This window comes from Haloarcula halobia, from assembly GCF_029338255.1.
Taxonomy (GTDB): domain Archaea; phylum Halobacteriota; class Halobacteria; order Halobacteriales; family Haloarculaceae; genus Haloarcula; species Haloarcula halobia.
Genome location: NZ_CP119787.1, coordinates 2,346,571 through 2,370,938, shown reverse-complemented (window position 1 = coordinate 2,370,938; position 24,368 = coordinate 2,346,571). Strand labels below are relative to the sequence as shown.

The 24,368-nt window shown below is 67.6% G+C and carries 23 protein-coding genes and 1 pseudogene; 21 read left to right on the top strand and 3 right to left on the bottom strand.

Going from position 1 to position 24,368, the window contains the following annotated elements; translation table 11 throughout:
- The first annotated feature begins 95 nt into the window (after positions 1–95).
- The 21 genes and pseudogenes from P1K88_RS12540 to P1K88_RS12440 all read left to right on the top strand — a co-directional run bounded on the left by P1K88_RS12540 (position 96) and on the right by P1K88_RS12440 (position 22,289).
- Positions 96–671 carry a hypothetical protein gene (locus P1K88_RS12540; protein WP_276410544.1) on the top strand — a complete coding sequence of 192 codons (576 nt, stop codon included), beginning with the start codon at positions 96–98 and terminating at the stop codon, positions 669–671.
- Positions 668–1,315: a QcrA and Rieske domain-containing protein gene (locus P1K88_RS12535; RefSeq protein WP_276414144.1), complete on the top strand. Its 648-nt coding sequence runs from the start codon at positions 668–670 to the stop codon at positions 1,313–1,315. Before P1K88_RS12540 ends, P1K88_RS12535 begins: the two co-directional genes overlap by 4 nt.
- Complete coding sequence (locus P1K88_RS12530) at positions 1,316–2,722, top strand: cytochrome b (RefSeq protein WP_276410543.1); 1,407 nt, start codon at positions 1,316–1,318, stop codon at positions 2,720–2,722.
- Positions 2,715–2,897, top strand: coding sequence for a DUF8120 family protein (locus tag P1K88_RS12525; RefSeq protein WP_276410541.1), 183 nt, complete (start codon positions 2,715–2,717; stop codon positions 2,895–2,897). The genes P1K88_RS12530 and P1K88_RS12525 overlap by 8 nt, the downstream gene beginning before the upstream one ends.
- A complete protein-coding gene (gene narG / locus P1K88_RS12520) occupies positions 2,890–5,751 on the top strand; it encodes a nitrate reductase subunit alpha (RefSeq protein ID WP_276410539.1) in 2,862 nt (953 codons plus the stop codon). The genes P1K88_RS12525 and narG overlap by 8 nt, the downstream gene beginning before the upstream one ends.
- On the top strand, positions 5,748–6,815 hold the full coding sequence (narH, locus tag P1K88_RS12515) for a nitrate reductase subunit beta (protein WP_276410537.1): 1,068 nt from the start codon (positions 5,748–5,750) through the stop codon (positions 6,813–6,815). The genes narG and narH overlap by 4 nt, the downstream gene beginning before the upstream one ends.
- Positions 6,808–7,650 carry an ethylbenzene dehydrogenase-related protein gene (locus P1K88_RS12510; protein ID WP_276410535.1) on the top strand — a complete coding sequence of 281 codons (843 nt, stop codon included), beginning with the start codon at positions 6,808–6,810 and terminating at the stop codon, positions 7,648–7,650. The genes narH and P1K88_RS12510 overlap by 8 nt, the downstream gene beginning before the upstream one ends.
- Positions 7,650–8,330 (top strand): molecular chaperone TorD family protein, encoded by a 681-nt coding sequence (locus P1K88_RS12505; RefSeq protein ID WP_276410533.1) that lies wholly within the window; start codon positions 7,650–7,652, stop codon positions 8,328–8,330. Before P1K88_RS12510 ends, P1K88_RS12505 begins: the two co-directional genes overlap by 1 nt.
- Complete coding sequence (locus tag P1K88_RS12500; protein ID WP_276410531.1) at positions 8,327–9,190, top strand: DUF8068 family protein; 864 nt, start codon at positions 8,327–8,329, stop codon at positions 9,188–9,190. The genes P1K88_RS12505 and P1K88_RS12500 overlap by 4 nt, the downstream gene beginning before the upstream one ends.
- Positions 9,187–10,044 (top strand): annotated as a pseudogene (locus P1K88_RS12495) (HEAT repeat domain-containing protein). The gene P1K88_RS12500 and the pseudogene P1K88_RS12495 overlap by 4 nt, the downstream one beginning before the upstream one ends.
- Positions 10,045–10,046: 2 nt before the next feature.
- A complete protein-coding gene (locus tag P1K88_RS12490; protein ID WP_276410525.1) occupies positions 10,047–11,288 on the top strand; it encodes a P-loop NTPase in 1,242 nt (413 codons plus the stop codon).
- Positions 11,285–11,929 carry a molybdenum cofactor guanylyltransferase gene (mobA, locus tag P1K88_RS12485; protein WP_276410522.1) on the top strand — a complete coding sequence of 215 codons (645 nt, stop codon included), beginning with the start codon at positions 11,285–11,287 and terminating at the stop codon, positions 11,927–11,929. Before P1K88_RS12490 ends, mobA begins: the two co-directional genes overlap by 4 nt.
- Positions 11,930–12,005: 76 nt before the next feature.
- Complete coding sequence (locus tag P1K88_RS12480) at positions 12,006–13,799, top strand: vWA domain-containing protein (protein WP_276410520.1); 1,794 nt, start codon at positions 12,006–12,008, stop codon at positions 13,797–13,799.
- A complete protein-coding gene (locus tag P1K88_RS12475) occupies positions 13,799–16,165 on the top strand; it encodes a vWA domain-containing protein (RefSeq protein ID WP_276410518.1) in 2,367 nt (788 codons plus the stop codon). The genes P1K88_RS12480 and P1K88_RS12475 overlap by 1 nt, the downstream gene beginning before the upstream one ends.
- Complete coding sequence (locus P1K88_RS12470; RefSeq protein WP_276410517.1) at positions 16,162–16,845, top strand: chromosome partitioning protein; 684 nt, start codon at positions 16,162–16,164, stop codon at positions 16,843–16,845. Before P1K88_RS12475 ends, P1K88_RS12470 begins: the two co-directional genes overlap by 4 nt.
- A gap of 2 nt (positions 16,846–16,847) precedes the next feature.
- On the top strand, positions 16,848–17,741 hold the full coding sequence (locus tag P1K88_RS12465) for a DUF7502 family protein (protein ID WP_276410515.1): 894 nt from the start codon (positions 16,848–16,850) through the stop codon (positions 17,739–17,741).
- Positions 17,738–18,679, top strand: a complete 942-nt coding sequence (locus P1K88_RS12460; RefSeq protein ID WP_276410513.1) for an AAA family ATPase — start codon at positions 17,738–17,740, stop codon at positions 18,677–18,679. The genes P1K88_RS12465 and P1K88_RS12460 overlap by 4 nt, the downstream gene beginning before the upstream one ends.
- A 52-nt stretch (positions 18,680–18,731) precedes the next feature.
- Positions 18,732–19,598, top strand: a complete 867-nt coding sequence (locus tag P1K88_RS12455) for a DUF58 domain-containing protein (RefSeq protein WP_276410511.1) — start codon at positions 18,732–18,734, stop codon at positions 19,596–19,598.
- A 128-nt stretch (positions 19,599–19,726) separates the two neighbouring features.
- A complete protein-coding gene (locus P1K88_RS12450; RefSeq protein WP_276410509.1) occupies positions 19,727–20,071 on the top strand; it encodes a HalOD1 output domain-containing protein in 345 nt (114 codons plus the stop codon).
- Positions 20,072–20,370: 299 nt separating this feature from the next.
- Positions 20,371–21,294, top strand: coding sequence for a S49 family peptidase (locus P1K88_RS12445; RefSeq protein WP_276410507.1), 924 nt, complete (start codon positions 20,371–20,373; stop codon positions 21,292–21,294).
- 2 nt (positions 21,295–21,296) lie between these two features.
- The gene (locus tag P1K88_RS12440) at positions 21,297–22,289 is read left to right on the top strand and encodes a DUF4350 domain-containing protein (RefSeq protein WP_276410505.1); all 993 of its coding nucleotides are present in this window, start codon (positions 21,297–21,299) and stop codon (positions 22,287–22,289) included.
- 160 nt (positions 22,290–22,449) lie between these two features.
- Here the strand turns inward: P1K88_RS12440 and P1K88_RS12435 are convergent, their stop codons facing one another.
- The 3 genes from P1K88_RS12435 to pyrB form a co-directional block, all read right to left on the bottom strand.
- Positions 22,450–22,752 carry a hypothetical protein gene (locus P1K88_RS12435; RefSeq protein ID WP_276410503.1) on the bottom strand — a complete coding sequence of 101 codons (303 nt, stop codon included), beginning with the start codon at positions 22,750–22,752 and terminating at the stop codon, positions 22,450–22,452.
- Between the two features lie 170 nt (positions 22,753–22,922).
- Positions 22,923–23,390 carry an aspartate carbamoyltransferase regulatory subunit gene (gene pyrI / locus P1K88_RS12430; protein ID WP_276410501.1) on the bottom strand — a complete coding sequence of 156 codons (468 nt, stop codon included), beginning with the start codon at positions 23,388–23,390 and terminating at the stop codon, positions 22,923–22,925.
- On the bottom strand, positions 23,387–24,301 hold the full coding sequence (gene pyrB / locus P1K88_RS12425; RefSeq protein ID WP_276410499.1) for an aspartate carbamoyltransferase: 915 nt from the start codon (positions 24,299–24,301) through the stop codon (positions 23,387–23,389). The genes pyrI and pyrB overlap by 4 nt, the downstream gene beginning before the upstream one ends.
- Between the last annotated feature and the right edge of the window lie 67 nt (positions 24,302–24,368).

Genomic DNA, 24,368 nt, shown 5'->3' with positions numbered 1-24,368 from the left:
TTGAACCCGCTTCTACTGCAACCCCCAATAGCACGGCCCGACGACGCGGTTTCGAGTACCGGACAGCGCCCGACTATAGAGACACGATACCTGGTATGAGACGGAACACGATACTTATCGCCCTGTTACTCACGACGGTGTTGCTCCCGATGTGGTACGTCGCGCTCCACGGCGAGCCGCCGTCGGAGGAGATAGCCATCGACGAGAGCGTGAGCGAGCTGCGCCCGCTTGAGGGATTCGTCGATACGCCTAACAAGCTCTCGCCCAGTCAGGTCGGCGTCATCGTCTGGGTGGCGCTGTTCGCGCTCGTCGGCGTCCTCGCCGGCGTCCACCAGTTCATGAATCGGGCGGTCAGACCGCCGGACGACGCCGAACCGGTGACCGACGGCGGGTCGGTGTCGCTCCCCTGGTTCCAGACCGAGCACCGCTGGGTCGTCGAGTACCACGACGCCTCGGACGCCATCGAGGGGTTAGTCGTGATGGGGGGCCTGACGGTCCTCTCTATCGTCTTCGCGGCACTGTTCACGGCCGAGTACCTCACCCTCGCGCGGACCCAGTACTTCGGGGCCTACGCGACGGGGATGTTCCTCTCGCTGGCGCTCTCGACCGTCGCGTACTACGCCTGGTTCATGCCACACGTCGAGGTCGCAGAGATACGGGGGCACGACTGATGGACTATCCGAAACCCGACGACGACGGCACGGAGGAGTGTTCGTGTTCCGGGGAACTCGAGACGCGTCCGACGCTCTACAGCGACGTGCGCGCCGAGCTGCGAAGACGTGACTTCGCGAAGTTCCTCGCGACGGTCGGCGGCGTGACCGCAGTGGCGAGTCTCACCGCCCCGCTGGCGAGTCTCACGCAGGTATTCGAGCGTGGGTACGAGGGCCCGGTCTACTCGGATGGCGTCCCGCTCGTCGACGAGGCGGGCGAGCGCATCGCCGAGGACCGTCTGAACGAGGGCGAGCTGCTGACGGTCTTCCCGGAACCACGACCCGGCATCGAGGACGCGCCGACGCTCCTCGTGCGCTTCCCCGAGAGCGAGTACGGCGGCGGCATCGAGATGGGCTTTACGGTCAGTGGCTACGCCGCGTTCTCGAAAGTATGTACGCACGCCGGCTGTATGGTCTCGGACCGAGAGGACGACCTGCTCGTCTGCCCGTGTCACTTCGGCAAGTTCGCCCCGCTTCGGGGCGCGGCCGTGACCGATGGGCCGCCCGGGCGACCGCTTCCGCAGTTGCCCATCACGCTGAGCAGCGACGGGTACTTGGTCGCGACCGGCGACTTCGAGGGTCCGGTCGGCGCGGGGGGAGAGTAGATGTCCCGTTCAGAGCGGCTCTACGGCTGGTTCGACAGCAGACTCGACCTCGAGTCTGCACAGCGGTTCCTGGGGAAGGCATTCCCCGCCGAGGACTCGTTCCTGCTGGGCGAGGTGGCGATGTTTTGCTTCCTCCTGCTAGTGCTCTCGGGGGTCTTCCTCGGGTTCTTCTTCGAACCCTCCACCTCCGACGTCGAGTACGACGGGAGCGTCCAGAAGTTCCAGGGCCAGGAGATGCCCGAGGCGTTCGTCTCGGTGCTGCACATCACCTACGACGTCCCGTTCGGGATGTTCATCCGCCGACTCCACCACTGGGCGGCCCACCTGTTCGTCGCTTCCATCGGGTTGCACATGCTGCGGGTCTTCTTCACCGGGGCCTACCGCAACCCCCGCGAACCGAACTGGGTCGTCGGTACCGGCCTCGCCGCCCTCGCGATGGGCGCGGCCTACACCGGGTACGCGCTGCCCTTCGACGAGTTCGCCGCCACGGCGACGGGCATCGGCTACAACCTGACCGTCTCCATCCCCGTCGTCGGGGACTTCCTCGGGCAGGTTGTCTTCGGCGGCGAGTTCCCCAGCAGCGCGACCATCCCCAGACTATACTTCCTGCACGTCCTCATCATCCCGCTGCTCATCGCCGGCGGCCTGGCGCTGCACATGACGATCCTGATACGACAGAAACACACCGAGGCCCCGCGCGACGGCGACGTCGAGTCGGGCCGGCGAACGGTCGACGAGGACGACGACGACGTCATCGTCGGTTTGCCCGCGTTCCCGAATCAGGCCGCCGTCTCGGCCGTCGTGTTCTTCGTGACGGCGGCGACCCTGTCGGCACTCGCCGGCCTGCTCCCGGTCCACAACGTCGCCGAGTACGGGCCGAACGACCCCGCGTCCACCCCGGCGCTCATCATGCCCGACTGGTTCCTGATGTGGGTATACGGCTTCCTGAAACTGCTCCCGACGTGGGCCAGTTTCACAGTCGGCGGCGTCCACGTCAGCGGGGAGTTCATCGGCGGCATCGTCCTGCCTGGACTGGTCTTTGCCGCCGTCGCCGCCTGGCCGTTCATCGACCGAACCCCCGAACCGACGCACTTCACAGCCGATCCGCTCTCCCGGCCGTGGCAGACCGGCGTCGGCGTCGCCGCAGTCGCGTTCATCATGATCGCCTCCATCGCCGGGATGAACAACATCCTCGCCGATCAGGTGCTGGATACGACTACCGGCGTCGTGAACCCCGTCCTGAGCGCCGCGTTGCTCCTGGTGCCCCCGCTGTTCGGCGTCGTGACCTATCTCCTTCTACGCGACGAGGACGCGGGGGCCGGCGTTGACGAGGACGGCGTCGCCGCCGACGGTGGGGCGGATACGCCGGCCGGCGAGGGCGAAGGAGGTGGTGACGGCGATGACTGAACTCGCGACTCTCACACATCGGCAGTACCGCCTGCTGGATACCACCAGCAAGCTGGCCGGCGTCGGACTGGTCGCCGCCGGCCTCGAGGCCGGTGGCTCGACGACCGCCGGCCTCGTGCTCGCCCTCGCCGGAACCGCCTGTGCAACGTTGACCGTCTTCATGACCCATGAGTAGACAGACTCCCGACGACGATCGCTGGATGGACAGCTCCGGAATCAGCAGACGCGACTTCGTGAAGGGCCTCGGTGCCGCGTCGTTGCTCGGTGCGACCGGCCTCTCCTTTGCCGACGACGGGATGCGCGGCCTGCAGGCCGTCGACGACCCCATCGGGGACTACCCCTACCGGGACTGGGAGGATCTCTACCGCGAGGAGTGGGACTGGGACTCCGTCGCCCGCTCGACCCACAGCGTCAACTGCACCGGGTCGTGCTCGTGGAACGTCTTCGTCAAGGACGGCCAGGTCTGGCGCGAGGAGCAGGCCGGTGACTACCCGACCATCGACGACGACCTCCCGGACCCGAACCCCCGCGGGTGTCAGAAGGGAGCCTGTTACACCGACTACGTCAACGCGGACCAGCGAGTGACCCACCCCCTCCGGCGCACCGGGGACCGGGGCGAGGGCCAGTGGGAGCGCATCTCCTGGGACGAGGCGCTGACCGAGATCGCCGACCACGTCATCGACGAGGTCCAGGAGGGCCGATACGACGCCATCTCCGGGTTCACACCCATCCCGGCGATGTCACCCGTCTCCTTTGCCAGCGGCTCTCGGCTGGTCAACCTGCTGGGCGGCGTCTCGCACAGCTTCTACGACTGGTACTCCGACCTGCCGCCTGGCCAGCCAATCACCTGGGGCACCCAGACCGACAACGCCGAGTCGGCGGACTGGTACAACGCCGACTACCTCGTCGCCTGGGGGTCGAACGTCAACGTCACGCGCATCCCCGACGCGAAGTACTTCCTCGACGCCGGCTACAACGGCACCAAGCGCGTCGGCGTCTTCACCGACTACTCCCAGACGGCCATCCACACCGACGAGTGGATCTCGCCGGAGGGCGGGACCGACACCGCGCTCGCGCTCGGGATGGCCCAGACCATCGTCAGCGAGGGCCTGTACGACGAGGCCCACCTCAAAGAGCAGACCGACATGCCGCTGCTCGTCCGCGAGGACACCGGGAAGTTCCTCCGGGCGAGCGAGGTCGGAATGGCGACCGACGCCGACGACCCCGAGAAGGTGTTCGTGATGGTCGACGCCGACGGGACTCTCAGGACTGCGCCGGGGTCGCTCGGCGAACGTGACGGCCAGCACGACCCCGATGCGAGCATCGAACTCGACTTCGACCCGCAGTTGTCGGCCGACCGGACCGTCCAGGCCGACGACGGCACGGTCCGGGTCCGCACGGTCTGGGAGAATCTCCGGGACGAACTCGCCCAGTACACCCCCGAGTTCGTCCACGAGGAGACCGGCGTCGGCGAGAACACCTACCAGCGCGTCGCCCGCGAGTTCGCCGAGGCCGACGCCGCGAAGATCATCCACGGCAAGGGCGTCAACGACTGGTACCACAACGACCTGGGCAACCGCGCCATCCAGTTGCTCGTGACGCTGACGGGCAACCTCGGCGAGCCCGGGACCGGGCTGGACCACTACGTCGGCCAGGAGAAGATCTGGACGTTCCACGGCTGGAAGGTCCTCTCGTTCCCCACCGGCAGCGTCCGGGGCGTGCCGACGACGCTGTGGACCTACTTCCACGCCGGCATCCTCGACAACACCGATCCCGACACGGCCGAGAAGATCCGCCACTCCATCGACGAGGGGTGGATGCCGGTGTACCCGGAGGAACGTGAGGACGGCTTCCGGCCGGACCCGACGACCATGTTCGTCTGGCGGGGCAACTACTTCAACCAGGCCAAGGGCAACCTCGCCGTCGATGAGCAGCTCTGGCCGAAACTCGACCTCGTGGTGGACATCAACTTCCGGATGGACTCGACGGCGATGTACTCGGACATCGTCCTGCCGGCGGCGAGTCACTACGAGAAGTACGACCTGAACATGACGGACATGCACACGTACGTGCACCCGTTCACGCCCGCCGTCGAACCGCTGGGCGAGGCCCGGACCGACTGGGAGATATTCCGCTCGCTGGCCGAGAAGATTCAAGAGCGGGCCATCGAACGCGACGTCGACCCGGTCGAGGACCGCAAGTTCGACCGCACAATCGACCTCACCACCATCTACGACGACTACGTCCGCGACTGGGAGACCGGCGAGGAGGACGCCCTCGAAGACGGCCGCGCGGCCTCCGAGTTCATCCTCGAACACTCCGAGGAGTCGAACCCGAGCGACACCGACGACCAGATAACCTTCGCCGACACGGAGGAGCAGCCCCAGCGCCTCCTGGCCGCCGGGAGCCACTGGACCTCCGACATCGAAGAGGGCGAGGCGTACGTTCCCTGGCAGAGTTACGTTCACGACAAGGAACCCTGGCCGACGTTCACCGGCCGCCAGCAGTACTACGTCGACCACGACTGGTTCCTCGAACTCGACGAGGCGTTGCCGACCCACAAGCGAGGCCCCCAGGACACCGGCGGGGACTACCCCCTGTCGTACAACACGCCCCACAGCAGGTGGTCCATCCACTCGACGTGGCGCGAGAACACGAAGATGCTCCGCCTCCAGCGGGGCGAACCAACCGTCTTCATCAATCCCGACGACGCCGCCGAACGCGGCATCGAAGACGGCGACACCGTCGAGGTGTTCAACGACCTCGGCGCAGTCGAGGTACAGGCGAAGTACTACCCCTCCAGCGAACCCGGGACGCTGCGGCACTTCTTCTCCTGGGAGAAGTTCCAGTACCCCGGTCGCGACAACTTCAACACCCTCGTCCCGATGTACATGAAACCGACCCAGCTCGTCCAGTACCCCGAGGAAACCGGCGAACACCTGCACTTCTTCCCCAACTACTGGGGACCGACCGGCGTCAACAGCGACGTCCGCGTGGACGTACGGCCCGCGGGGGGTGACGACCAGTGAGTACCGACCAGCAGGACGACTCGGACACGCAGATCGACGTCGCCGAGGGCATCGATCACCAGGTCGCGATGGTGATGGACCTCAACAAGTGTATCGGCTGTCAGACCTGCACTATCGCCTGTAAGACTCTCTGGACGGAGGACGGCGGCAGCGAGTACATGTACTGGAACAACGTCGAGACCAAACCCGGTGCGGGGTACCCGCGAGGGTGGGAAGACTCCGGCGGCGGGTGGCAGTCCGGCGAGCACTCGGAACGTCAGCCCGGCGAGATTCCCGACCAGGAGGACTACGGCCGCGCCTGGGAGTTCAATCACAGCGAAATCATGTACGAGGGCAGCGACGAACCGCTGCGGCCCCGCGAGGGCGCGGAGTGGGGACCCAACTGGGACGAGGACGAGGGCGCCGGCGAGTACCCCAACTCCTACTACTTCTATCTCCCGCGCATCTGCAACCACTGTACGCACCCCTCCTGCGTCGAGGCCTGCCCCCGCTCAGCGCTGTACAAGCGCGAGGAGGACGGCATCGTACTGGTCGACCAGGAGCGCTGCCGGGGCTACCGGTACTGTGTCGAGGGCTGTCCGTACAAGAAGGTGTACTACAACACCGTCTCGAAGAAATCCGAGAAGTGCATCTTCTGTTACCCGCGCATCGAGGGCGAGGGGCCCGACGGGCAGACCTACGCCCCGGCGTGTGCCGAGGAGTGCCCGCCCCAGCTCCGACTGGTCGGCTTCCTCGACGACGAGCAGGGCCCCATCTACAAACTCGTCGAGGAGTACGAGGTGGCGCTCCCGCTCCACCCGGAGTTCCAGACCCAGCCCAACGTCTACTACATCCCGCCCTTTGCGCCGCCACAGCACACCGAGGACGGGGAGACGGTGGACGTCGACCGCATCCCCCGACAGTACCTCGAGCAGCTGTTCGGCGAGGGCATCGACCAGGCGCTCGATACCATCGAACGCCATCGACAGCGAATCGAACGGGGCGGCGAGAGCGAACTGATGGAGATTCTCCAGGACAAGAACCCGGCGAAACAGTACCGGCTCGAGGTGTTCGACGATGGGTGAGGGGCGGCCCAGCCGCGTCACGGTCTCGGTCGTGTGCATCGCGGCCCTCGTGGTGCTCACCTCGGTCGCGACGCCGTTCGCGAGCGCCCGACCCGCCCACGAGATACCCTTCAGCGAGGTCCAGGGATCGGGTCTCGCCAGCCCCACCGCCGACGGCTGGGACGGCGTCCCGAGTTCGGACGTGGCGCTCGGCAGCGCCCCCAGTAGCGTCCCGAACGCAGACGACACGACCGTCGAGACGGTCCACGTGCAGGCGGCCCGGAGCGACGAGCGGCTCTTCGTCCGCCTCCAGTGGCACGACGCGACGCGGGACGTCGGCGCCGACTCGATGCGGCGGTTCAACGACGCCGTCGCCGTGCAGTTCCCGGTCAACACCAGCGCCCGGCCACCGATAGCGATGGGCGGGCAGCGGAACATGGTCAACGTCTGGTACTGGAGCAGCGATACGGGGACCCAGGAACTGCTCGCCGGCGGGCCGGGGTCGACGACGGCGTTCCCCGACCCGGCCGTAAGCGCGAACGCGACCTACCACGGGAGCGGCGCGAACGCTACCTGGACGGTCGTCTACGTCCGTGACCTGGAGGCTGCCGGCGAGAACCGGACCACGCTCGAGACCGAGGGGGACCTCGACGTGGCCTTCGCGGTCTGGAACGGCTCGAACGCCGAGCGGGCGGGGCAGAAGTCCGTCAGCGAGTGGCACTACTTCCCGTCCGAGTCCCGGTCCGCGGGACCCCCCTTCGAGGCGCTCCTGTGGTCGGTCGCCGGCGTCGCCGTCGTCGCCGTCGTCGCCGTGACGGCCTTCGGCGTCGCCCGCGCCCGAGGGGGGATGCAGTGATGGGGTCGACGGCAGACGATTCGGAGGCCGCCATCGATGCGGACGCGACGGCTCGCGGGACCCTCTTCAGAGTGCTCGCGAGAGCGTTCGAACACCCGGACGAGTCCTTCCACGAGGTCGCCCGGAACGGGTCGCTGGACGCCGACGTCCGGGCGTGTCTCGACCGGACGCCGTTCGCGTTCGAGGTGCCGCCGCTGACCACCGACGACGACTACGAGCAGCTCGCGGCCCGCTACAACGACGTCTTCCAGCTGGGGTACAGCGAGTACACCGACCGGACCGACGGCTCGCTCGACGCGTCGGGCCCGCCGGTGCCGCTATACGAGTCGAAGTACCGCCCCGGGACGTCCTGGAACGACGTGAATCTCGACCTCTCGCGGGCCTACCAGTACTACGGCCTCGAGATCGACCAGGGGAACCGGGACAACCACGACGCGCTCAGTTACGAACTGGAGTTCGCGGGCTACCTGGCCCGGCGCGAGGCCGCCGTCGGACCGGACGCCGCAGCAGCACGGCTCGACTTCCACGACCGCCACCTCGGCCACGCCGCGACCGGCGTCAACGACCGGCTCTCTGAGGAACCCGGAACCGGCATCTACGGCCCGCTGGGCCAGCTCCTTGAGGCCGTCGTCCGCGCCGACCGGAACGATCTGGCCGAGCGCCTGGAGGGGCAGCGATGAGCGTCCCGTCGGTCGCGCGGCGGTGGGCGCCCCCGGTCGACGATCGGTCGCGTCGCGCGGCGACGGTCGCCGGCAGCGGATTCGCCGCCGTCGCGCTCACGGCGAGTTTCGTCGCTCGCCTGGCGGTGAACGCGCCGCTGACCCTCCCGGGCGGCGTCGCAGTGGGTGGCCAGGCGGTCGGGGTCGCGCCCGGCCCGCTCGCGGCCATGGCGATGGTGCTGGCCGCGCTGGGTGCGGTCAGTATCGGGGTGACCCGTTCCGACCCGGCGGCCGGCGTCGGACTCCTGTTCGTCGGGGTGTTCGGCGGTCTCGCACTCGTCTCACGGGGGGCGGCCATGCCCGCCGCGGTGGCGGTGGCCGCAGGTACCGGAACCGTCGCACTCGCAAGCCGACGAAGCCTTTGCCGGGCACGTGGCCTCGCCACCACCGTCCTCGTCGCCGCGCTCGGACTCGCGCTCGCGAGCGGCGTCGGCGACTGGACGGCGCTCAGACCGCTCGCGTCGACGTTCGCGCTGGGTGGCGTCGCGCTCACGCCCCTGTTCGCGGCGACCGACGCCGAGTCACTCCTCGGCGGGGCGCTGGCGTTCGTCGTGGTCCTCGTCGTGGGCCTGTCGGTGCCGTTCGTCACCGGTGCGGTCACGCTGGTCGGCGGCGGCGTGGTCGGCGCGGGCCTCCCCTTCGTTGCGCTCGCCGTCGCCGGGGCCGTGACGGCCGCGAGCGCCGCAGCCAGGACCCGTCGCTGGACGCTGCTGGCCGGCATCGTACTCGTCGCGCTGGCCGGCGTTCCGGCGTCGCTCCCGCGGGCGGTTCCGTTCGCGCTCGGCGTCGCCGTCCTCGTCACGCGGGAGGCCGGACGATGACCGACGGGTGCCCGAGTGACGACGACCGGTACGAGAGACAGGTCGAGGCCGACCCCGACCCCTAGCTCGACCCCGAGCGCAGTCCGGGGTTCCACAGCGACGTCGAGGCGCTCGAAGACATCGAGGTCAGTCGCGAGGACGTGACCATCGGCGAGGCGACGCCCGAGGAGCTGGCGGCGACCGACACCGAACCCGTGGACGGCGTCGCCACGGCCGACCTGCTCGCCGACCTGGAGACGGGGGCGACGGTCGACCGCCGCCGCGCCGCCCTCGCGCTGCAGGACCACCCCTCGAGCGAGGCCGTGGTGACGGCGCTGGCGAAGGCCGCCACCGGGGACGACGACAGCGACGTCCGCCAGTTCGCCGTCGAATCGCTGACGCACCACGGCGGCGAAGTCGCGGCAGCCGTGGCCGTCGAACTGCTCGACGACCCCGACCCGTGGGTCCGCGCGGAAGCCGTTGTCACGCTGGACAACGTCGACAGGGAGGCCCACGAGTCGGACATCGAGGAGGCGACGGATGACGCCCACCACGCCGTCCGTCGGAACGCCGCCGTCTCGCTGTTCAAACTCCGCGGGGAGGCGATGGCCGACCTGCTGCTCGAACAGAGCCGCGACGACAGCGAGCGCGTCCGGGAGTGGGCGGCCCACATGCTCGGCGGCGTCGACGAGGACCGGGCGCGCGAACGCCTCCGCGAGCTCACCGGGGACCCCGCGACGGTGGTCCGCCAGACGGCCGAGCGCGCTCTGGAAGCCGACCCCGGCCGCTTCCGCCGACAGTTCGGCGGCCCCCTGGAGAACGACGCGCGACTGCTCCCCGGCGAGGACCGCCTCAACCGCATGCCAGACCTCTAACGATGACAGCCCAGTCCGACCCCACCGTGACCGACCGCATCGAAGCAGCGCTCAGAGCCGTCCGGGACCCCGAGGCCGACCTCTCGGTGTTCGACGCCGGGTTCGTCGAGGACGTCGCCGTCGAGGACGGCGAGGCCACGATTCACGCCGACCTGGCGGCGCTCGACGCGGAGACCAGTACCCAGGTCGTGGAGGCGATGCTCCGGGCCGTCGACGACGTCGACGGCGTCGACAGCGCCCACGTCGAGCGCGCGACCCCGTCCACCGACAGTCGCGCCAGCGTCGACGCGTTCGACCACGTCGTCGCCGTCGCCAGCGCGAAGGGCGGCGTCGGCAAGTCCACCACGGCTGCCTATCTGGCGTGTGCCCTCGCCGCCGACCACGACGTGGCGCTGTTCGACGCCGACATCCACGGGCCGAACGTCCCGTCGCTGCTCGACGTCAGCGGGCCCGTCCACTCCAGCGACGAAGGGGACCCCCTCCCGGTCGGGACCGGCGGGATGGACGTCATGAGCGTCGGGCTGATGGAGTCCGGCGCGCCGCTGGCCTGGCGGGGGGCGATGGCCCACGACGCGCTGGACGACCTCTTTGCGAACACGGCGTGGCGAAACGACGACGTGCTCGTCGTCGACCTCCCGCCGGGGACAGGCGACGTGGTGCTGACGACGCTTCAGGAGGTGCCGGTCGATGGCGTCGTCGTCGTCACGACCCCGTTCCACGCGAGTGTCAGCGACACCGCCCGGACCGTCGAACTGTTCCGGGACAACGACGTCCCGGTGCTGGGGACCGTCGTCAACATGGCCGAGTACGTCTGTGACTGCTGTGGCGAGGCCAACGACCTGTTCACCGAGGACGCACTCTCGGACCTCGACGCGCCGGTCCTGCTGGAGGTGCCGTTCACGCACGACCTGCAGGGGACGGCAGAGCCCGGCGCCGTCCCGGAGGTAGTCGCCGGCCTGGGCACCGCCGTGACGGACGCTCTCGACGCTGCCGGGACCGTCGACGTCCCCGCGGATGCCGTCGACATCCGCGGGCAGCCACCCGGCGAGCGAAAGGACCGCGTCCGCGAGCGGTTCGAGACGCTGGACAGCGGTGACCGGTTCGTCCTCGTCAGCGACCGCGACCCGAGCCCGGTCGGGCCCTTCCTCGGGCGGCTCGCGGCGGCGCCGCGGTCGGCGTTCGACCCGTTCGAGGTCCGGCGGGCGACGCCCGACGACTGGGTCTTAGAGACAGTCAAGCCGTGATCGACGCCGGCCTGGCGACGCCGGCGACCGGGGTCGTCGTCGCCGGCGGTCGCGGCCGGCGGTTCGGCGACCGGGAGAAGGCGCTCGCCCCGCTCGGCGGGCGGCCGATGCTCGACCACGTCGTCGGCAGGGTGGGCTCGGTGACCGGCGACGTCGTCGTGAACTGCCGGGCCGACCAGCGCGAGGCGTTTGCGGCCGCGCTCTCCGACCGGGCGCGTGGCGTCCGGTTCGCAGTCGACGAACGCCCCGACGAGGGGCCGCTGACGGGACTCCGGGACGCGTTCCGCCTCGTCGAGACGGAGTACGCCGTGGCCGTCGCCTGCGACATGCCCCTCGTCGAACCACCGTCTCTCGCCGCCCTGCTGGAACGTGTCCCGGAGGGCCCCTGTGCCGTGGTACCGACCACGGCCGACGGCCCTGAACCGCTCCACGCCGTCTATCCGGTCGCCGAGACCATCGAGGCGGCCGGTGCCGCGCTCGACGACGGCGAGCGGAGTCTGCGAGCGGTGCTCAGGCGCCTGCCCACCCGGGAACTCGACGTGGCGTCCGCGGCGGTCGGCCGCCGGTCGCTGACGAGCGTCGACACCCCGGCGGACGTCGCGATCGCCGCCCGCCGGTTCGACCCGGTGCGAAGCGAGTGAGGTCGCCCCTCGACCGCCCCGTCTTCGTGCCAATTCAGACACAACATAAATACGGGTGCCGAGAGTTGTTCCGCCAATGGTCCTCTCGGACGTCTTCCTCTCCCCGTTCGGTCTGGCGGCGCTCGCCCTCGCCGTCCCCATCGTGGTGCTGTACTTCATCCGACCGGAACCCCAGCGGATGGAACTGCCGACCTTCCGGTTTCTCGCCAGCGAGGAACGCCAGCAGGCGACCAACCCGCTGCTCGAACGGCTCTCGCGGAGCCTGCTTTTGCTCCTCCAGTTGCTGGCGCTGCTCCTGCTCGCAGTCGGCCTCGCGACGCCGTACGTGATGGTCAACGAGCGGGCCACCGTCGAGGAGACGGTCCTGGTCGTCGACACGAGCGCGAGTATGGCGACCGCCGACGGTGGGGCCACCCGGTTCGCCCGGGCGCTCGAGACCGCGGACGCGGAGGTCACGAGCACCACGTCCGTCGTCACCACCGGCGGCGGGGGTGAGGTCGTCCTCCAGCGGGGGCCACCGAGCGAGGCTCGCGAGACGCTCGAGCGACTGCAGGTGACCGACGCGCCAGGGGACCTCGACGGCGCCATCTCCCAGGCGACCGCGCTGGCCGGCGAGAACGCGCGCATCGTCGTGCTCAGCGACTTCGCCGGCGACGACTGGACCGACGCCGTCGCCACCGCCCGCGGTCGCGACCTCTCGGTGGACCTGCGCCAGTTCGACGGCGGCGGCGACGCGAACGTCGGGTTCGTCGGCCGACAGTTCTCCGGGTCGGAGGTGACGCTGTCCGTGGCGAACTTCGGGAGGGAAACGGTCACGCGGACGGTCACGCTCGGCACCCGGGAGACCCGCGTCGAACTCGCGCCGGACGACATCGAGACGGTGACCTTCCCGGTCCCCGCCGGCCGCAGTCAGGCGCGCCTCACGCCCGGTGACAGTTTCGCGACCGACGACAGCGTCGCCATCGCCGCGCCCGCCGACCCCACCGTCGAGGTGCTTATCCTGACCAACGACCCGAACCGGTACCTCGTCACGGCGCTCGAGGTCAACGACCAGGTGGCGGTCACCGTCGACCGGCCACCGACCACCGTGACCGAGGAGTACGACGTCGTGGTCTACAGCAACGTCGACCCGAACGCGCTGCTGCCCGGCAACGTCGAGGCCGGGCGCGAGGTCATCGAGCGCGGCGGCGGGGTCGTCGTCCAGGCCCAGCAGGAACTCCCGGCGCGGTACGGTGACCTCCTGTTGCTCGACCCGGGGCCGGTCAGGACCGCCGCCACGGTCAAACCGACGCCCCCGAACGAGCTGACCCGCGGTATCGAATTCCAGCCGCCGAGCGAGTACGTCAGCGGGTCGCTCCGCGAGGGCCAGACGGTGGTCGAGCTCGGCGACGGGACCCCCCTCATCGCCACCGCCGAACGCGACGGCGGCCGACTGCTGTACTACGGCTACATCGAGGACAGATCGAGTTTCAAGTTCAACTACCAGTACCCGGTGTTCTGGAAGCGGGCGATCTTCCGCCTGGCGAACCGCGAGCCGTTGCCCGCCCTGAACTACGAGACCGGCCAGACAGTCCGCTTCGACGCCGACCGCATCGAGGGACCGGACGGCCCCGTCGCCGGGCCGACCACCTCGCTCCAGCGGACGGGCTTTTACTCCACGGACGCCCGGACGGTGAGCGGTTCGCTGCTCGACGAACGCGAGTCCGACACCGCGGTCGAACCGCTCTCGGACCGGCCGGGGCCGACCGGAAACCTCACCCGAGAGGAACGACGCAGCGTCCCCCAACCGCTCACGGAGTTCGCCGCGCTGGCTGGCCTGTTCGTGGTCCTGCTCGAAGTGGGCTTCCTGCGATACCGGGGTGACCTCTGATGCGTGCCACCTACACGCTCTCGGACGGCCTGACGCTCGGTGTCGAGCACCTCTGGCCGCTCGCCGCGCTCCCCGTCGCCGTCGCGGTCCTCGCGTACGTCGTCTTCCGGAGCGAGCGGGGCCCCCGCTCGGCCTCCACCCGGAGTCGCCGCCTCCTGTTTGTGAGTCGCGTGCTCGTCGCGACGCTCCTCGTCGTCGGAGCGATGGGGCCCTACACGGTCCAGACCCGCGAGACGCCCGGCGAACCGAGCGTGACGCTGCTGACCGACGACTCGGCGAGCATGGAGGTCTACGCCGACACGCGGGAGTCGCTGGTCGCGGACATCGAGGCCACCGGCGTCCCGGTGACCACTACGACGGTCGGGAGCGGGGACGCCTCGCGCCTCGGCGACGGCCTGGCCGCGAACGTCCAGGAGAACGGGACGGTGGTGGTCCTCTCCGACGGGCAGGTCACCGCCGGCCGGAGCCTGGCGGTTTCCGGAGAGAACGCCCGGCAGCTCAACGCGACGGTGAGCGCCGTCGAGCTGATTCCGCGGCGGCGCGAGGCCGCCGTCTCCGTCGCCGGCCCACAGACCGTGAGCTCGGGCGTCCCGTCGCGGTTCGTCGTCTCCGTCGACGGCGTCCGACTGCCCGACGAGTCGACCGTCGAAGTGGCCATCGACGGCGAGGTAGTCGCCACGAAGACCGTCGGCCAGAACGGGACTGCGGCGGTCACGCACACGTTCGAGGACCTGGGCGCTCACCGGGTGACGGCGAGGCTCGAGAGTGAGGACGTCTTCGACCGCAACGACGTCTTCTACAAGAGCGTCCGCGTCGTCGAGAAACCGGACGTCCTCTACGTCTCGGCCCGGTCGTACCCCTTCGAGAACTTCCTGCGATCGCTGTACGACGTGACGACGGTCGACTCGGTGCCAGCGGACCTCTCCGGATACTCGACCGTCGTCGTCCAGGACAGCCCCGCGGCGCGCTTCGGGAACGTCAGTGCGCTCCAGGAGCACGTCATCGAGGGCGGCGGCCTCGTCGTCGTCGGCGGCGACAACGCCTACGAGAACGGCGGCTACGGCGGGTCGTCCGTCGCGTCGATGCTGCCTGTCTCCGTTGGGAACGCCACTGGTGGCACGACCAACATCGTGTTGCTCATCGACGTCTCGGGCAGTGCCGAGCAGGGCATGGCCATCCAGAAGGCCGTCGCCCTCGACGTCCTCGACCAGCTGGGCGACGAGAACCGCGTCGGCGTGGTCGCGTTCAACTACCGGGCGTTCCGCGTCACCGAACTCGCCCCGCTCGCCGAGAACCGGGCGACGGTCGCCGAACAGATCCGCCGCCTTTCGAGCGGCGGGGCGACCGACATCTCCGTCGGCCTCCAGGGGGCCGACGAGCTGCTCGGCCAGCGGGAGGGGACCATCATCCTCCTGAGCGACGGCCAGGACCGCCTCGACCGGGCGGCCGCCGTCTCGAACCAGCTGGGGCGGGAGGGGACCCGCGTCGTCAGCGTCGGCGCCGGACGGAAGGTAAACGAGCTGACGCTGCGGGAGATCGCCGCCGAGTCGGGCGGGTCGTACTTCGCCGCCACCGAGACGAACCGCCTGCGCCTCCTCTTTGGCGGCGGATCGCGCCGGTTCCAGGGCGAGAAGCTGACCATCGTCACCCGGGATACGTTCATCACCTCGGGCGTGGAGCTGACCGCCAACCCCGGCCAGGCGAACCGCGTCACGGTCAAACCGGGTGCTGACTACCAGGTGGCGACGGCCGACGGCACTCCCGCCATCGCCTCGTGGCGCTTCGGCCTCGGCCGGGTCGTCTCCATCACGGCCTACGGCAACGACGGCACGCTCGACGGGCTCCTCGAGCGGCCGGACTCGCTCGTGCTGACCAAGTCGGTCAACTACGCCATCGGCGATCCGGCGCGGACCCAGACGGGCGTCACGTCGATCGGCGACGCACGCGTGGGCACGGAGACGTCGCTGGTCTACCGCGGCGAGACCCGCCCCGAGGCGGCGGGCATCAGGTTCCGACAGGTCGCCGAGGACCGCTACCGCGGCGAGTTCACGCCCGAGGAAGCCGGGTACGGGACCGTCGTCGACGCGGAGTACGCTGCGAACTATCCCGTCGAGTACGGCACGTTCGGCCAGTCGGAGTCGCTGACGAGTCTCGTCGAGGAGACGGACGGCCAGCTGTTCGCGCCGGACGAGGGCGCCGAAATCGCTCGACTGGCCCGCCAGCAGTCGACCCGTATCCGGACGGTGCGGGATTCGTGGTCGTGGGTCTTCCTGCTGGGGGCGCTGGTGCTGTTCGTGACGGAGGTAATCGCCCGACGCGTTCAAGTGTACCGCGGGCGCACTACCCTGGAGAGTGGTCTCCCGTGAGCGTCATCGGCCGAACCCTGAACCTCGGACTCGTCGCCCTCATCGTCCTGGCAGTGGCGGGCACCGCCGGTGCCACCGTGTTCTACCAGGACTCGACGGCCGAACTGCAGACACAGAACGACCGCCTGAAAGACGACAACGCCGAGCTCCGCGAGGAACTCGAGGAGACGCGCGAGGACCTGCGCGAGAATCGGTCGCGCGTCCGTGAACTCCGGCAGACGCTGGAGACGCGGACCCAGGACGTCGACCAGGTCGCGGCCGACCTCGAACGCACGGAGTCCCAGCTCAACGCGACGGAGAGCCAGCTGGCCGAGACCAGACAGGAACTGCGAGCGAGTCAGGAACGCGTCAGCGAACTGCAGAGCGCTGCGAGCGACCTGCGCGCGGACAACCGGCGGCTCCAGTCGCGAGCCGACGAGCTCGAAGACGAGGTCGAGGAACTCGAGACCGACCGCCGCCAACTCCAGGACGACGTCGAGAACCTCCAGAACGAGCTCGCCGACCGGGAGGACGTCATCGACTCGCTCGAGGACGAGGTCGACTCGCTGGAACAGGAGGTCAACAACGTAGAGGACGAGAACAAGGCTCTCCGCCAGGAGAACGCCCAGATGGAGGACGACCTGGAGTCGCTCTGCAGCCAGACCGAGAACGCCGACAAACCGGAGTGTGACGGGTACTGACGATGCCACCGCGAGCTACGCCGGTCGGCGAACGGATGCGCGCGGCGCTTCGGGCGGTACGGCTCGAGGCCTGGAAGGCGGCGCTCGTCTACGCCGTCGTCGACGCCGTCGCCCTCTTTCTGGTCGCGAACCTCCTCGTCGCGGCGTTCGACCCAGCGGTGATTCCCGCACAGGTGTCGGTACCGGACCGGCTGACAGACGCGGTCACTGCCGTGACCGACGTCTCGCTGTCGGACCCGACGGTCCCGGGGTCGGCGCTGGTCGCGCTCGTCGTCGGGTTCCTGACCCTGGTCGTCGAGCTCTGGGCTCGCCTCCGGCGCCCGTTGATCGAACAGTTCGAGGCGGTCAACCCCGACATCGCGGAGGCGCTGCGGACCGCCCGCGACGCCATCGCCGACGAGCAGGACTCGGCGATGGCCGCCAGGCTCTACGAGGACGTCCTCGCCCAGCTGCGCGAGACGTCCGGCGTCGCCCTGGTGAATTTCTACCGCCTCGCGGCCACCGTCTTCGTCATCGCCCTCGTGAGCCTCGCGACGGTTCAGGTGGCCGCGGTGGACCTCGCACTGCTCGATGGCGACGGGTCGGGCTCGCCGACCGCCGGCGGTCCCGACCAGCCCCGGGAGTTCGAGGGCCTCCAGGACGGCGATTCGGTCCTCGGCGATAGCGAGGACGTCCAGGCCGGTGACGAGAACCTGACGGCCCAGATAGAGTCGACCGGGGGCGAGGAGGAGGTCGACCCGACACAGCAGTTCCCGTCGGAGGAGGGGTCCGGCGACCTGAGCGGTGAGTTCGAGAGCCAGCAGGCCGGGTTCGCCGGATCGGAGGACCTGGAGGACGCGGAACTGATTCGGGAGTACAATCTCCGGATCCGCGAGGACGAGGAGGCAGATACATGAGTACGACACACGACATCGACACGATTCAGCGGAAGCTAGAGGACGCGAGAGAGCAGATGCGCAAGCGGATCGTCGGCCAACGCGAGGTGCTCGTCCAGTTGCTCGTCTGCATCCTCGCCGACGGGAACGCCCTCCTCGAGTCCAACCCGGGCCTGGGGAAGACCACGATGGTCCGGACCATCGCCGAGGTGACCGACCTCGAGTTCTCGCGCATCCAGAACACGCCCGACCTGATGCCCTCGGACATCACCGGCACAGAGATCATCCGCGAGACAGACCAGGGCCGGGACTTCGTCTTCGAGAAGGGCCCTGTCTTTGCCAACGTCGTCCTCGCCGACGAGATAAACCGTGCCACCCCGAAGACCCAGGCAGCGCTGCTCGAAGCGATGCAGGAAAAGCAGGTCACCGCCGCCGGCGAGACCTACCAGCTCCCCCGCCCCTTTTTCATCCTGGCGACCCAGAACCCCATCGACCAGTCGGGGACCTACGCGCTGCCCGAGGCACAGACCGACCGCTTCATGCTGAAGGTTCTGGTCGACTACCCGAACTACGAGGAAGAGCGCGACATCGTGGAGATGTTCACCACCGGGACAGAGCAGGTGCCAGTGGAGAAAGTGCTCACCAGCGACGAGATACAGGCCGCCCAGCGGCACGTCCGTGACGTTCCCATCGCCGACGACCTGCAGGACCGTGCGATCCGGCTCGTCCGGCGGACCCGCGAGGAAGACGCCATCGAGTTCGGAGCGAGTCCCCGGGCGAGCATGGCGCTGGTCCTGGCGTCGAAGGCGCGAGCCTTCCTCTTTGGCCGGTCGCACGTGGCCAGCGAGGACCTGGAGTCGCTGGCCGCGCCGGTGCTCCGACACCGCATCCTGTTGGACTTCCGGGCCGAACGAGAGGGACAGACGCCCGACGACGTCATCGAGTCGCTGATGGAGTGACGATGGTCGGAGCGTGCGGGCACGGGGGACCGGTTCCGGCGGGGGGCGACCCGTGACAATCGACCCGGACTTCCTCGACGAGCTCGGGCGGTTCGACGCGGCGCTGAACCGGGTGTCGACGGCGCTGCGCCAGGGCGACCAGGAATCGCCCCGCATCGGCGAGGGCCTGACGTTCAGCGACTACCGCCGGTACTCGCCGGGCGACGACACCAGACTCATCGACTGGCGGCTGTTTGCCCGCACCGAGGAGTACTTCATCAAGCAGTTCGAGGAGGAGCGCAGTCTGACCGTCCACGTCCTGCTCGACGCCAGCGCCTCGATGGACTACGGCGAGGGTGCGGCCGACAAGTTCGAGTTCGCGGCGAAACTCGGCCTCGGTTTCGCCTACCTCACCGCCGAGGAGAACAACGACTTCCTCTTCGAGACGTTCCGCGAGACCGTCGACCGCCTCGACACCGGACGGTCGAACCGCGGGGAGCTGCTGAACCTCATCGACGTGTTGAACGACCTCGAACCCGGTGGCTCGGCCGACTTCGAGACGGTCCTCTCCGAGTACGCCGCCCGGATCCGCTCGCGCTCGCTGGTCGTGGTCCTCAGCGACTGCCTGGCCGACCCCGAGGCGATCGAGGCGGGCGTCGCCGCGCTGGTCCGCAACGAGGTGGACGTGCTGGTCGTACGGGTCCTCGCCCCCGACGAGCGCGCCCCCGGGGCCGTCGGGGACGTGCTCTTTGCGGACCCGGAGAGCGACCAGACCCGCCGCTCGTACTTCAGCGGGTCGATGGCAGACACGTACCAGTCGCGGTTACAAGCACACGTGGACGCCGTCGCGAACCGCATCACCCGACTCGGGGGCGACCACGTCCTCGTCGACACGGGCGAGGATTACTTCGACGCGTTCGCGAGCGTCTGGTTCGAGTGACACTGATCTAGATCCCGTCGAAGCCCTCGACCAGTCTCCGGTTTCAGGGGGCGTGCTGCATACATGCTGCTATCCTCCTGTCGGATGATTGTCCTCGATTATATATGTCGGTGTAATGTAGCGATTGCATGGACAAAACGGGGCAACTGTCCGTCTATCGAGGGTGCGTACCGGTTGTTGATGCCGAGTACGATAGCAAAAGTGGTCGGCCTCCGGTAGAGACAATCATCAAGGCTCTGGCGGATGCGGCTGATGTCGAGCCAGTGGACCTCCCGCCGATATATGAGTACGTTGATCCGGAGGCACTCGATGCCCTGTTCGAGAGACGTGGCGGAGGCACGGACAACGACACTATCCTCAGCTTTCAGGTAGACTCCTGGAACGTTTTCGTCCACTCCGATGGCCGTATCCGGATCTGTGACGCGAAACAGCGGACCGATCCAGCACCAGTCTTCGAACCGACCAACGCCTAAGACGGTTTCTCTCTGCAGCAGGTGCGTTGATTCGTCTGCACGTCTCCTAAGCAGGTGGTTTGGTGACCACAGCGTGAAGGAAATGTAGCCGAGGTCCTGACTTCACCCTCTGTGTCGGTCAGGCCGTTACTGACAGCAACTGGGCAGCCGTCGGAGGAGTTGCTCCGTACTTGGCGCGTCTCTCGCACAGAGCCACGTTCCGATCACGGGCAGGCGAGTCGGTCAGTACAGCTGCGAGATCGATCCCAGACCAGTAATTTTAAACCCTCGACAGAATACGCGAAGAACGGACGCCCTCCATGGTTAATCCAATCGATAGTAGAGTTGCAACTGTCCTCCAGTCGTATACGGTCCTCGCGGTCGTTGCGATTCTGGTCGGTGCGGCACTCGTCCCGTTTGCGACGGGTGTCGTAGCCGAGGACGAACAGTACGTCGCTGTGGTGAACATCGACGAGACGATCAGTGAATCAAGCGCGCAGGATACGATCCAGCAACTCCGTGATGTTCGGAGTAACGACTCTGTCAAGGCCGTCGTGCTTCGGATCTCGAGTCCGGGCGGGAGCGCCGCTGCCAGTGAATCGATGTACATGGCAGTCAAGCGCCTCGCGGACGAGAAACCGGTCTACACCAGTGTCGGACAGTACGCTGCCTCTGGCGCGTACTACACTGCCGTGCCGAGTGACAAGATCTACGCGACGCCAGGCAGCATCGTCGGACACGTGGGTGTTATCGGGACGGCACCACGTGGGGGTCTGAGTCCGGCGGCGACAACCGGTCCTGACAAGGCTCATCGTGGTATGACCAGAGACGAGTATTACGCCAGTCTGGAATCGATGAAGCGAGCCTTCGTCGGTGCGGTCATGACCGAGCGTGGCGACCGCCTGAACGTGTCCCGGGAGACCGTCGCCGAGGCGTCTGCGTACAACGGTCTCAGGGCCGTCCAGACCGGCTATGCGGACGAGGTCGGCGGCTTGGAAGCTGCGATTGACGGCGCGGCGACCGAGGCTGGCCTCAGCGAGTATCGGGTCGTCTACCACGACCCGGCACAGCCACGCGGGCTCGTTTTCGCTGCCTCGAGCGCACGACCAGCGAACGGGAGTGCCAGCAGCGACCAGGCCCCGTACGCACACCGTGGCGTCGATTCAGTCCACTTTCTCATGATCTACGGAACCCCCGAAGAGCAACGTGTCGTGTCGAATACCACCGCCGAGGGGGGTGCCTGAACATGGTCGATACTGGCGTCGTCACGCGTGTCGGCTTCTTTGTCGGCGTGCTCGTCCTGGCTGTTGTGGCGGGTTCAGTCGCATCCGGTGGATCTGCTGGGACTGCACCGGCCGTCAACCAGATCGAAACACCGTCGTTCGACGCGAACGAATCGGCCGCGACGGCTCCTGCACAGACCGGCGAACTGACGATGGCTGCGAACGCCTCCGGTGAGGTGATCCTCATCGATGCGGGCCACGGTGCGGAGATCGACCGGGAAGCACTCGCCCCGATCGTGACGACACTCACCGAGAACGGTGCGACGGTGAAGTACCACGTCGGGGAACGACAAGGTGGCCGGTCGCTCAACGCCTCGTTACGTGAGGCGGACGCGTTCCTCGTACTCGGTGCGGAAAGCCGGTACACCGAGGCCCAGCTTGCTGGCTTGGACGCGTTCACCGACGCCGGTGGGCGTGTCCTGGTGATGAACGAACCCGCCCAGGCGAGTTACGGTGGGTTGGTGCGGTTTGGCATGCCACGTGGTCGGAGCAGCGTGACGAGTCCGCTCGCACCCGTTCTGTCCCAACACGGGCTTGCCTACGACAACGGCTACCTGTACAACATGGACGAGTACGCGCTGAATTATCGGAGTGTCTACGCGACCCCGACTGGCAGTTCGCCGCTCACTGAGGGCGTCGACCGGACGGTGCTGTACACGTCGACTCCCATTACTGGGTCCGACACGCTCCTGACGACGACCGACGGGACGACCCTCTCTCAGACCCGACGACAGGGCACGTATGGTGTCCTGGCACGGTCTGGGAACGTTGTCGCCGTTGGTGACAGCAGTATCGCCACACAGGAATTCCTCTACCGTGCCGATAACGAACAGCTAGTCGGGAATCTGCTGGACTTCCTCGTCTCCGGCGAGAAGTCGCCAGCTGACGCCCCACAAAAACCGGAACCGTCATCGGAAACTGGCCCGACGCCAGGCCCCGAGCAGACTCGGCCCTGAGAGATCGGGGATCAACTACTCGAATTTTTTCGCCTCGCACACGCGCTGGCTGACTGTCCAGGAGCATCGCCGCCGATACATCGTTCGGTACAGCTTCCATGTGTAGCGAACTGGACCAATGCAGAAATTAACAGATTTCACTGTGGCGTCCAACTGAACGTCAGCCGCCTGTTCCAGCGTCTGACCTACTGATCCGATAATACTCCGGCTCCTCCGGAAATCCGTCATAGGGTTCGACTCCCTCGTGGCAGCAGTTCCAAGCTCTCATCGACGCTACATACTCGAGTTCGTCTTCTTCACAACGAGTCGACAACTCGCCAACTGTAGCCTTGTGATATGTACCACAGGTCGAACAGAGGGCCTGACATTTGCTTGGTTTTGGTTCGTCTAAATATCGGTTTATTTCGCGGTTGTACTCGAAACGGATGTCCGTAACTACGTTGTGAAACTGTAGGTCAGTCATATCCTATCAACAAGAGTGGCAGAGTTATATTTTGGTGAGGTGATTAAAGAGTAGTTGACAAGCAAGCTGATTGTAGTACGGTTGCAGATTAAAAAACTGCACAGTACGCAGGTTTACGATGTATCGCCGACGGCGAGTGATACCGAAACGCCGGACACAGGTCTTGCGGACTACTCCGCGAGGATGTGAGCGGGCAGGTCGTCGCGGATGATGGTGTTGCAGTACTCACAGCGCACGCCGTCGTCGGTGACGGCAAAGCGGGACTCGACGGGTTCGTTTTCCGTGGTGATGCAGTTGTGGTTGGGACACTCGAGGACGCCGACCACGACGTCCGGGCGCTCGACGCGGTGTTTCTCGACGACCTCGTAGTTTCGGACGATGTTGATGGATGCGGCGGGCGCGATGAGCGAGAGGACGTCCACCTCCTCCTGTGAGAGCTCGCGGCCCTCGACTTTCACGATGTCCTTGCGCCCGAGGCGCTCGGAGGGCATGTTCATCGCGACGGAGACGGAGTCGCCGCTGGTGCCGTCGATGCCGAGGATGGCCAGGACGTTCAGCGACTGGCCGCCGGTGATGTGGTCGATGACGGTGCCGTTGCGGATCTTCGAGACGCGTAGTTTGCGGTCGTCGTCTGTCATCTTTCGCCTCCGAGCATCAGGTCGAGCAGCGCCATCCGGACCGGGACGCCGTTGTGCGCCTGCTGGAAGTACTGTGCGTAATTCGTCCCGTCGACGTCGTGGGATATCTCGTCGACGCGCGGGAGGGGGTGCATCACGGTGAGGTCGTCGGACGCCGCCTCGAGGGTCTCGGCGTCGATCTGGTATTCGCCGGCGACGGCTCGGTACTCGCTCTCGTCGGGGAAGCGCTCGCGCTGGATGCGCGTGACATACAGTACGTCCAGTTTCGGCAGCACCTCGTCTAGGCCGGTGTGTTCACGGACCTCGGCCCCCTCGTCGTGGAGGTCGACGCGGACCGACCGCGGCAGCTGGAGCGACTCGGGGCTGATGAAGTGCTGGCGCGCGTCGACGGTGGTCAGGGCGTGCGCCAGCGAGTGGACGGTCCGCCCGTACTTCAGGTCGCCCATGATGCCGATGGTCAGGTCGTCGAAGCCGGCGTTCTCGCGGATGGTATAGAGGTCGAGCAGGGTCTGGGTCGGGTGCTGGCCCGCTCCGTCACCCGCGTTCACGAGCGGGACGTCGACGAACTCGCTGGCCATCTTCGCCGACCCCTCCATCGGGTGGCGCAGGACGAGCGCGTCGGCGTAGCCCTCGACGACGCGCACGGTGTCGGCCAGCGACTCGCCTTTCTTGACGCTCGAGGACTCGACCGACCCCATGTCGACGATGTCGCCCCCCAGACGTTTCATCGCCGTCGTGAAACTCATCTTCGTGCGGGTGCTGGGCTCGAAGAAGAGCAGCCCCAGCAGCGTGTCCGAGTGCCGGTCGCCGTACGCACCCGGGTCCTCGGCGATGTCGGCCGCGTGGTCGAGCACCGCCTCGATGTCGGCCCGTGTGAGTTGTGTCGCGCTGATGATATGGTCGTGCCGCATCTCACACGGAACGGCGCTCCCGATGGTCTTGAATCCCCCGACACGCACGGACCGAGGGTTCAAGTCC

What these genes read in the sequence shown, in the direction of transcription:
- P1K88_RS12540 (WP_276410544.1), top strand. Translation starts at nt 96, where the DNA reads ATGAGACGGAACACGATACTTATCGCCCTGTTACTCACGACGGTGTTG.
- P1K88_RS12530 (WP_276410543.1), top strand. Translation starts at nt 1,316, where the DNA reads ATGTCCCGTTCAGAGCGGCTCTACGGCTGGTTCGACAGCAGACTCGAC.
- P1K88_RS12525 (WP_276410541.1), top strand. Translation starts at nt 2,715, where the DNA reads ATGACTGAACTCGCGACTCTCACACATCGGCAGTACCGCCTGCTGGAT.
- narG (WP_276410539.1), top strand. Translation starts at nt 2,890, where the DNA reads ATGAGTAGACAGACTCCCGACGACGATCGCTGGATGGACAGCTCCGGA.
- P1K88_RS12510 (WP_276410535.1), top strand. Translation starts at nt 6,808, where the DNA reads ATGGGTGAGGGGCGGCCCAGCCGCGTCACGGTCTCGGTCGTGTGCATC.
- P1K88_RS12505 (WP_276410533.1), top strand. Translation starts at nt 7,650, where the DNA reads ATGGGGTCGACGGCAGACGATTCGGAGGCCGCCATCGATGCGGACGCG.
- P1K88_RS12500 (WP_276410531.1), top strand. Translation starts at nt 8,327, where the DNA reads ATGAGCGTCCCGTCGGTCGCGCGGCGGTGGGCGCCCCCGGTCGACGAT.
- P1K88_RS12490 (WP_276410525.1), top strand. Translation starts at nt 10,047, where the DNA reads ATGACAGCCCAGTCCGACCCCACCGTGACCGACCGCATCGAAGCAGCG.
- P1K88_RS12480 (WP_276410520.1), top strand. Translation starts at nt 12,006, where the DNA reads ATGGTCCTCTCGGACGTCTTCCTCTCCCCGTTCGGTCTGGCGGCGCTC.
- P1K88_RS12475 (WP_276410518.1), top strand. Translation starts at nt 13,799, where the DNA reads ATGCGTGCCACCTACACGCTCTCGGACGGCCTGACGCTCGGTGTCGAG.
- P1K88_RS12465 (WP_276410515.1), top strand. Translation starts at nt 16,848, where the DNA reads ATGCCACCGCGAGCTACGCCGGTCGGCGAACGGATGCGCGCGGCGCTT.
- P1K88_RS12460 (WP_276410513.1), top strand. Translation starts at nt 17,738, where the DNA reads ATGAGTACGACACACGACATCGACACGATTCAGCGGAAGCTAGAGGAC.
- P1K88_RS12450 (WP_276410509.1), top strand. Translation starts at nt 19,727, where the DNA reads ATGGACAAAACGGGGCAACTGTCCGTCTATCGAGGGTGCGTACCGGTT.
- P1K88_RS12445 (WP_276410507.1), top strand. Translation starts at nt 20,371, where the DNA reads ATGGTTAATCCAATCGATAGTAGAGTTGCAACTGTCCTCCAGTCGTAT.
- P1K88_RS12440 (WP_276410505.1), top strand. Translation starts at nt 21,297, where the DNA reads ATGGTCGATACTGGCGTCGTCACGCGTGTCGGCTTCTTTGTCGGCGTG.
- P1K88_RS12435 (WP_276410503.1), bottom strand. Translation starts at nt 22,752, where the DNA reads ATGACTGACCTACAGTTTCACAACGTAGTTACGGACATCCGTTTCGAG.
- pyrI (WP_276410501.1), bottom strand. Translation starts at nt 23,390, where the DNA reads ATGACAGACGACGACCGCAAACTACGCGTCTCGAAGATCCGCAACGGC.
- pyrB (WP_276410499.1), bottom strand. Translation starts at nt 24,301, where the DNA reads ATGCGGCACGACCATATCATCAGCGCGACACAACTCACACGGGCCGAC.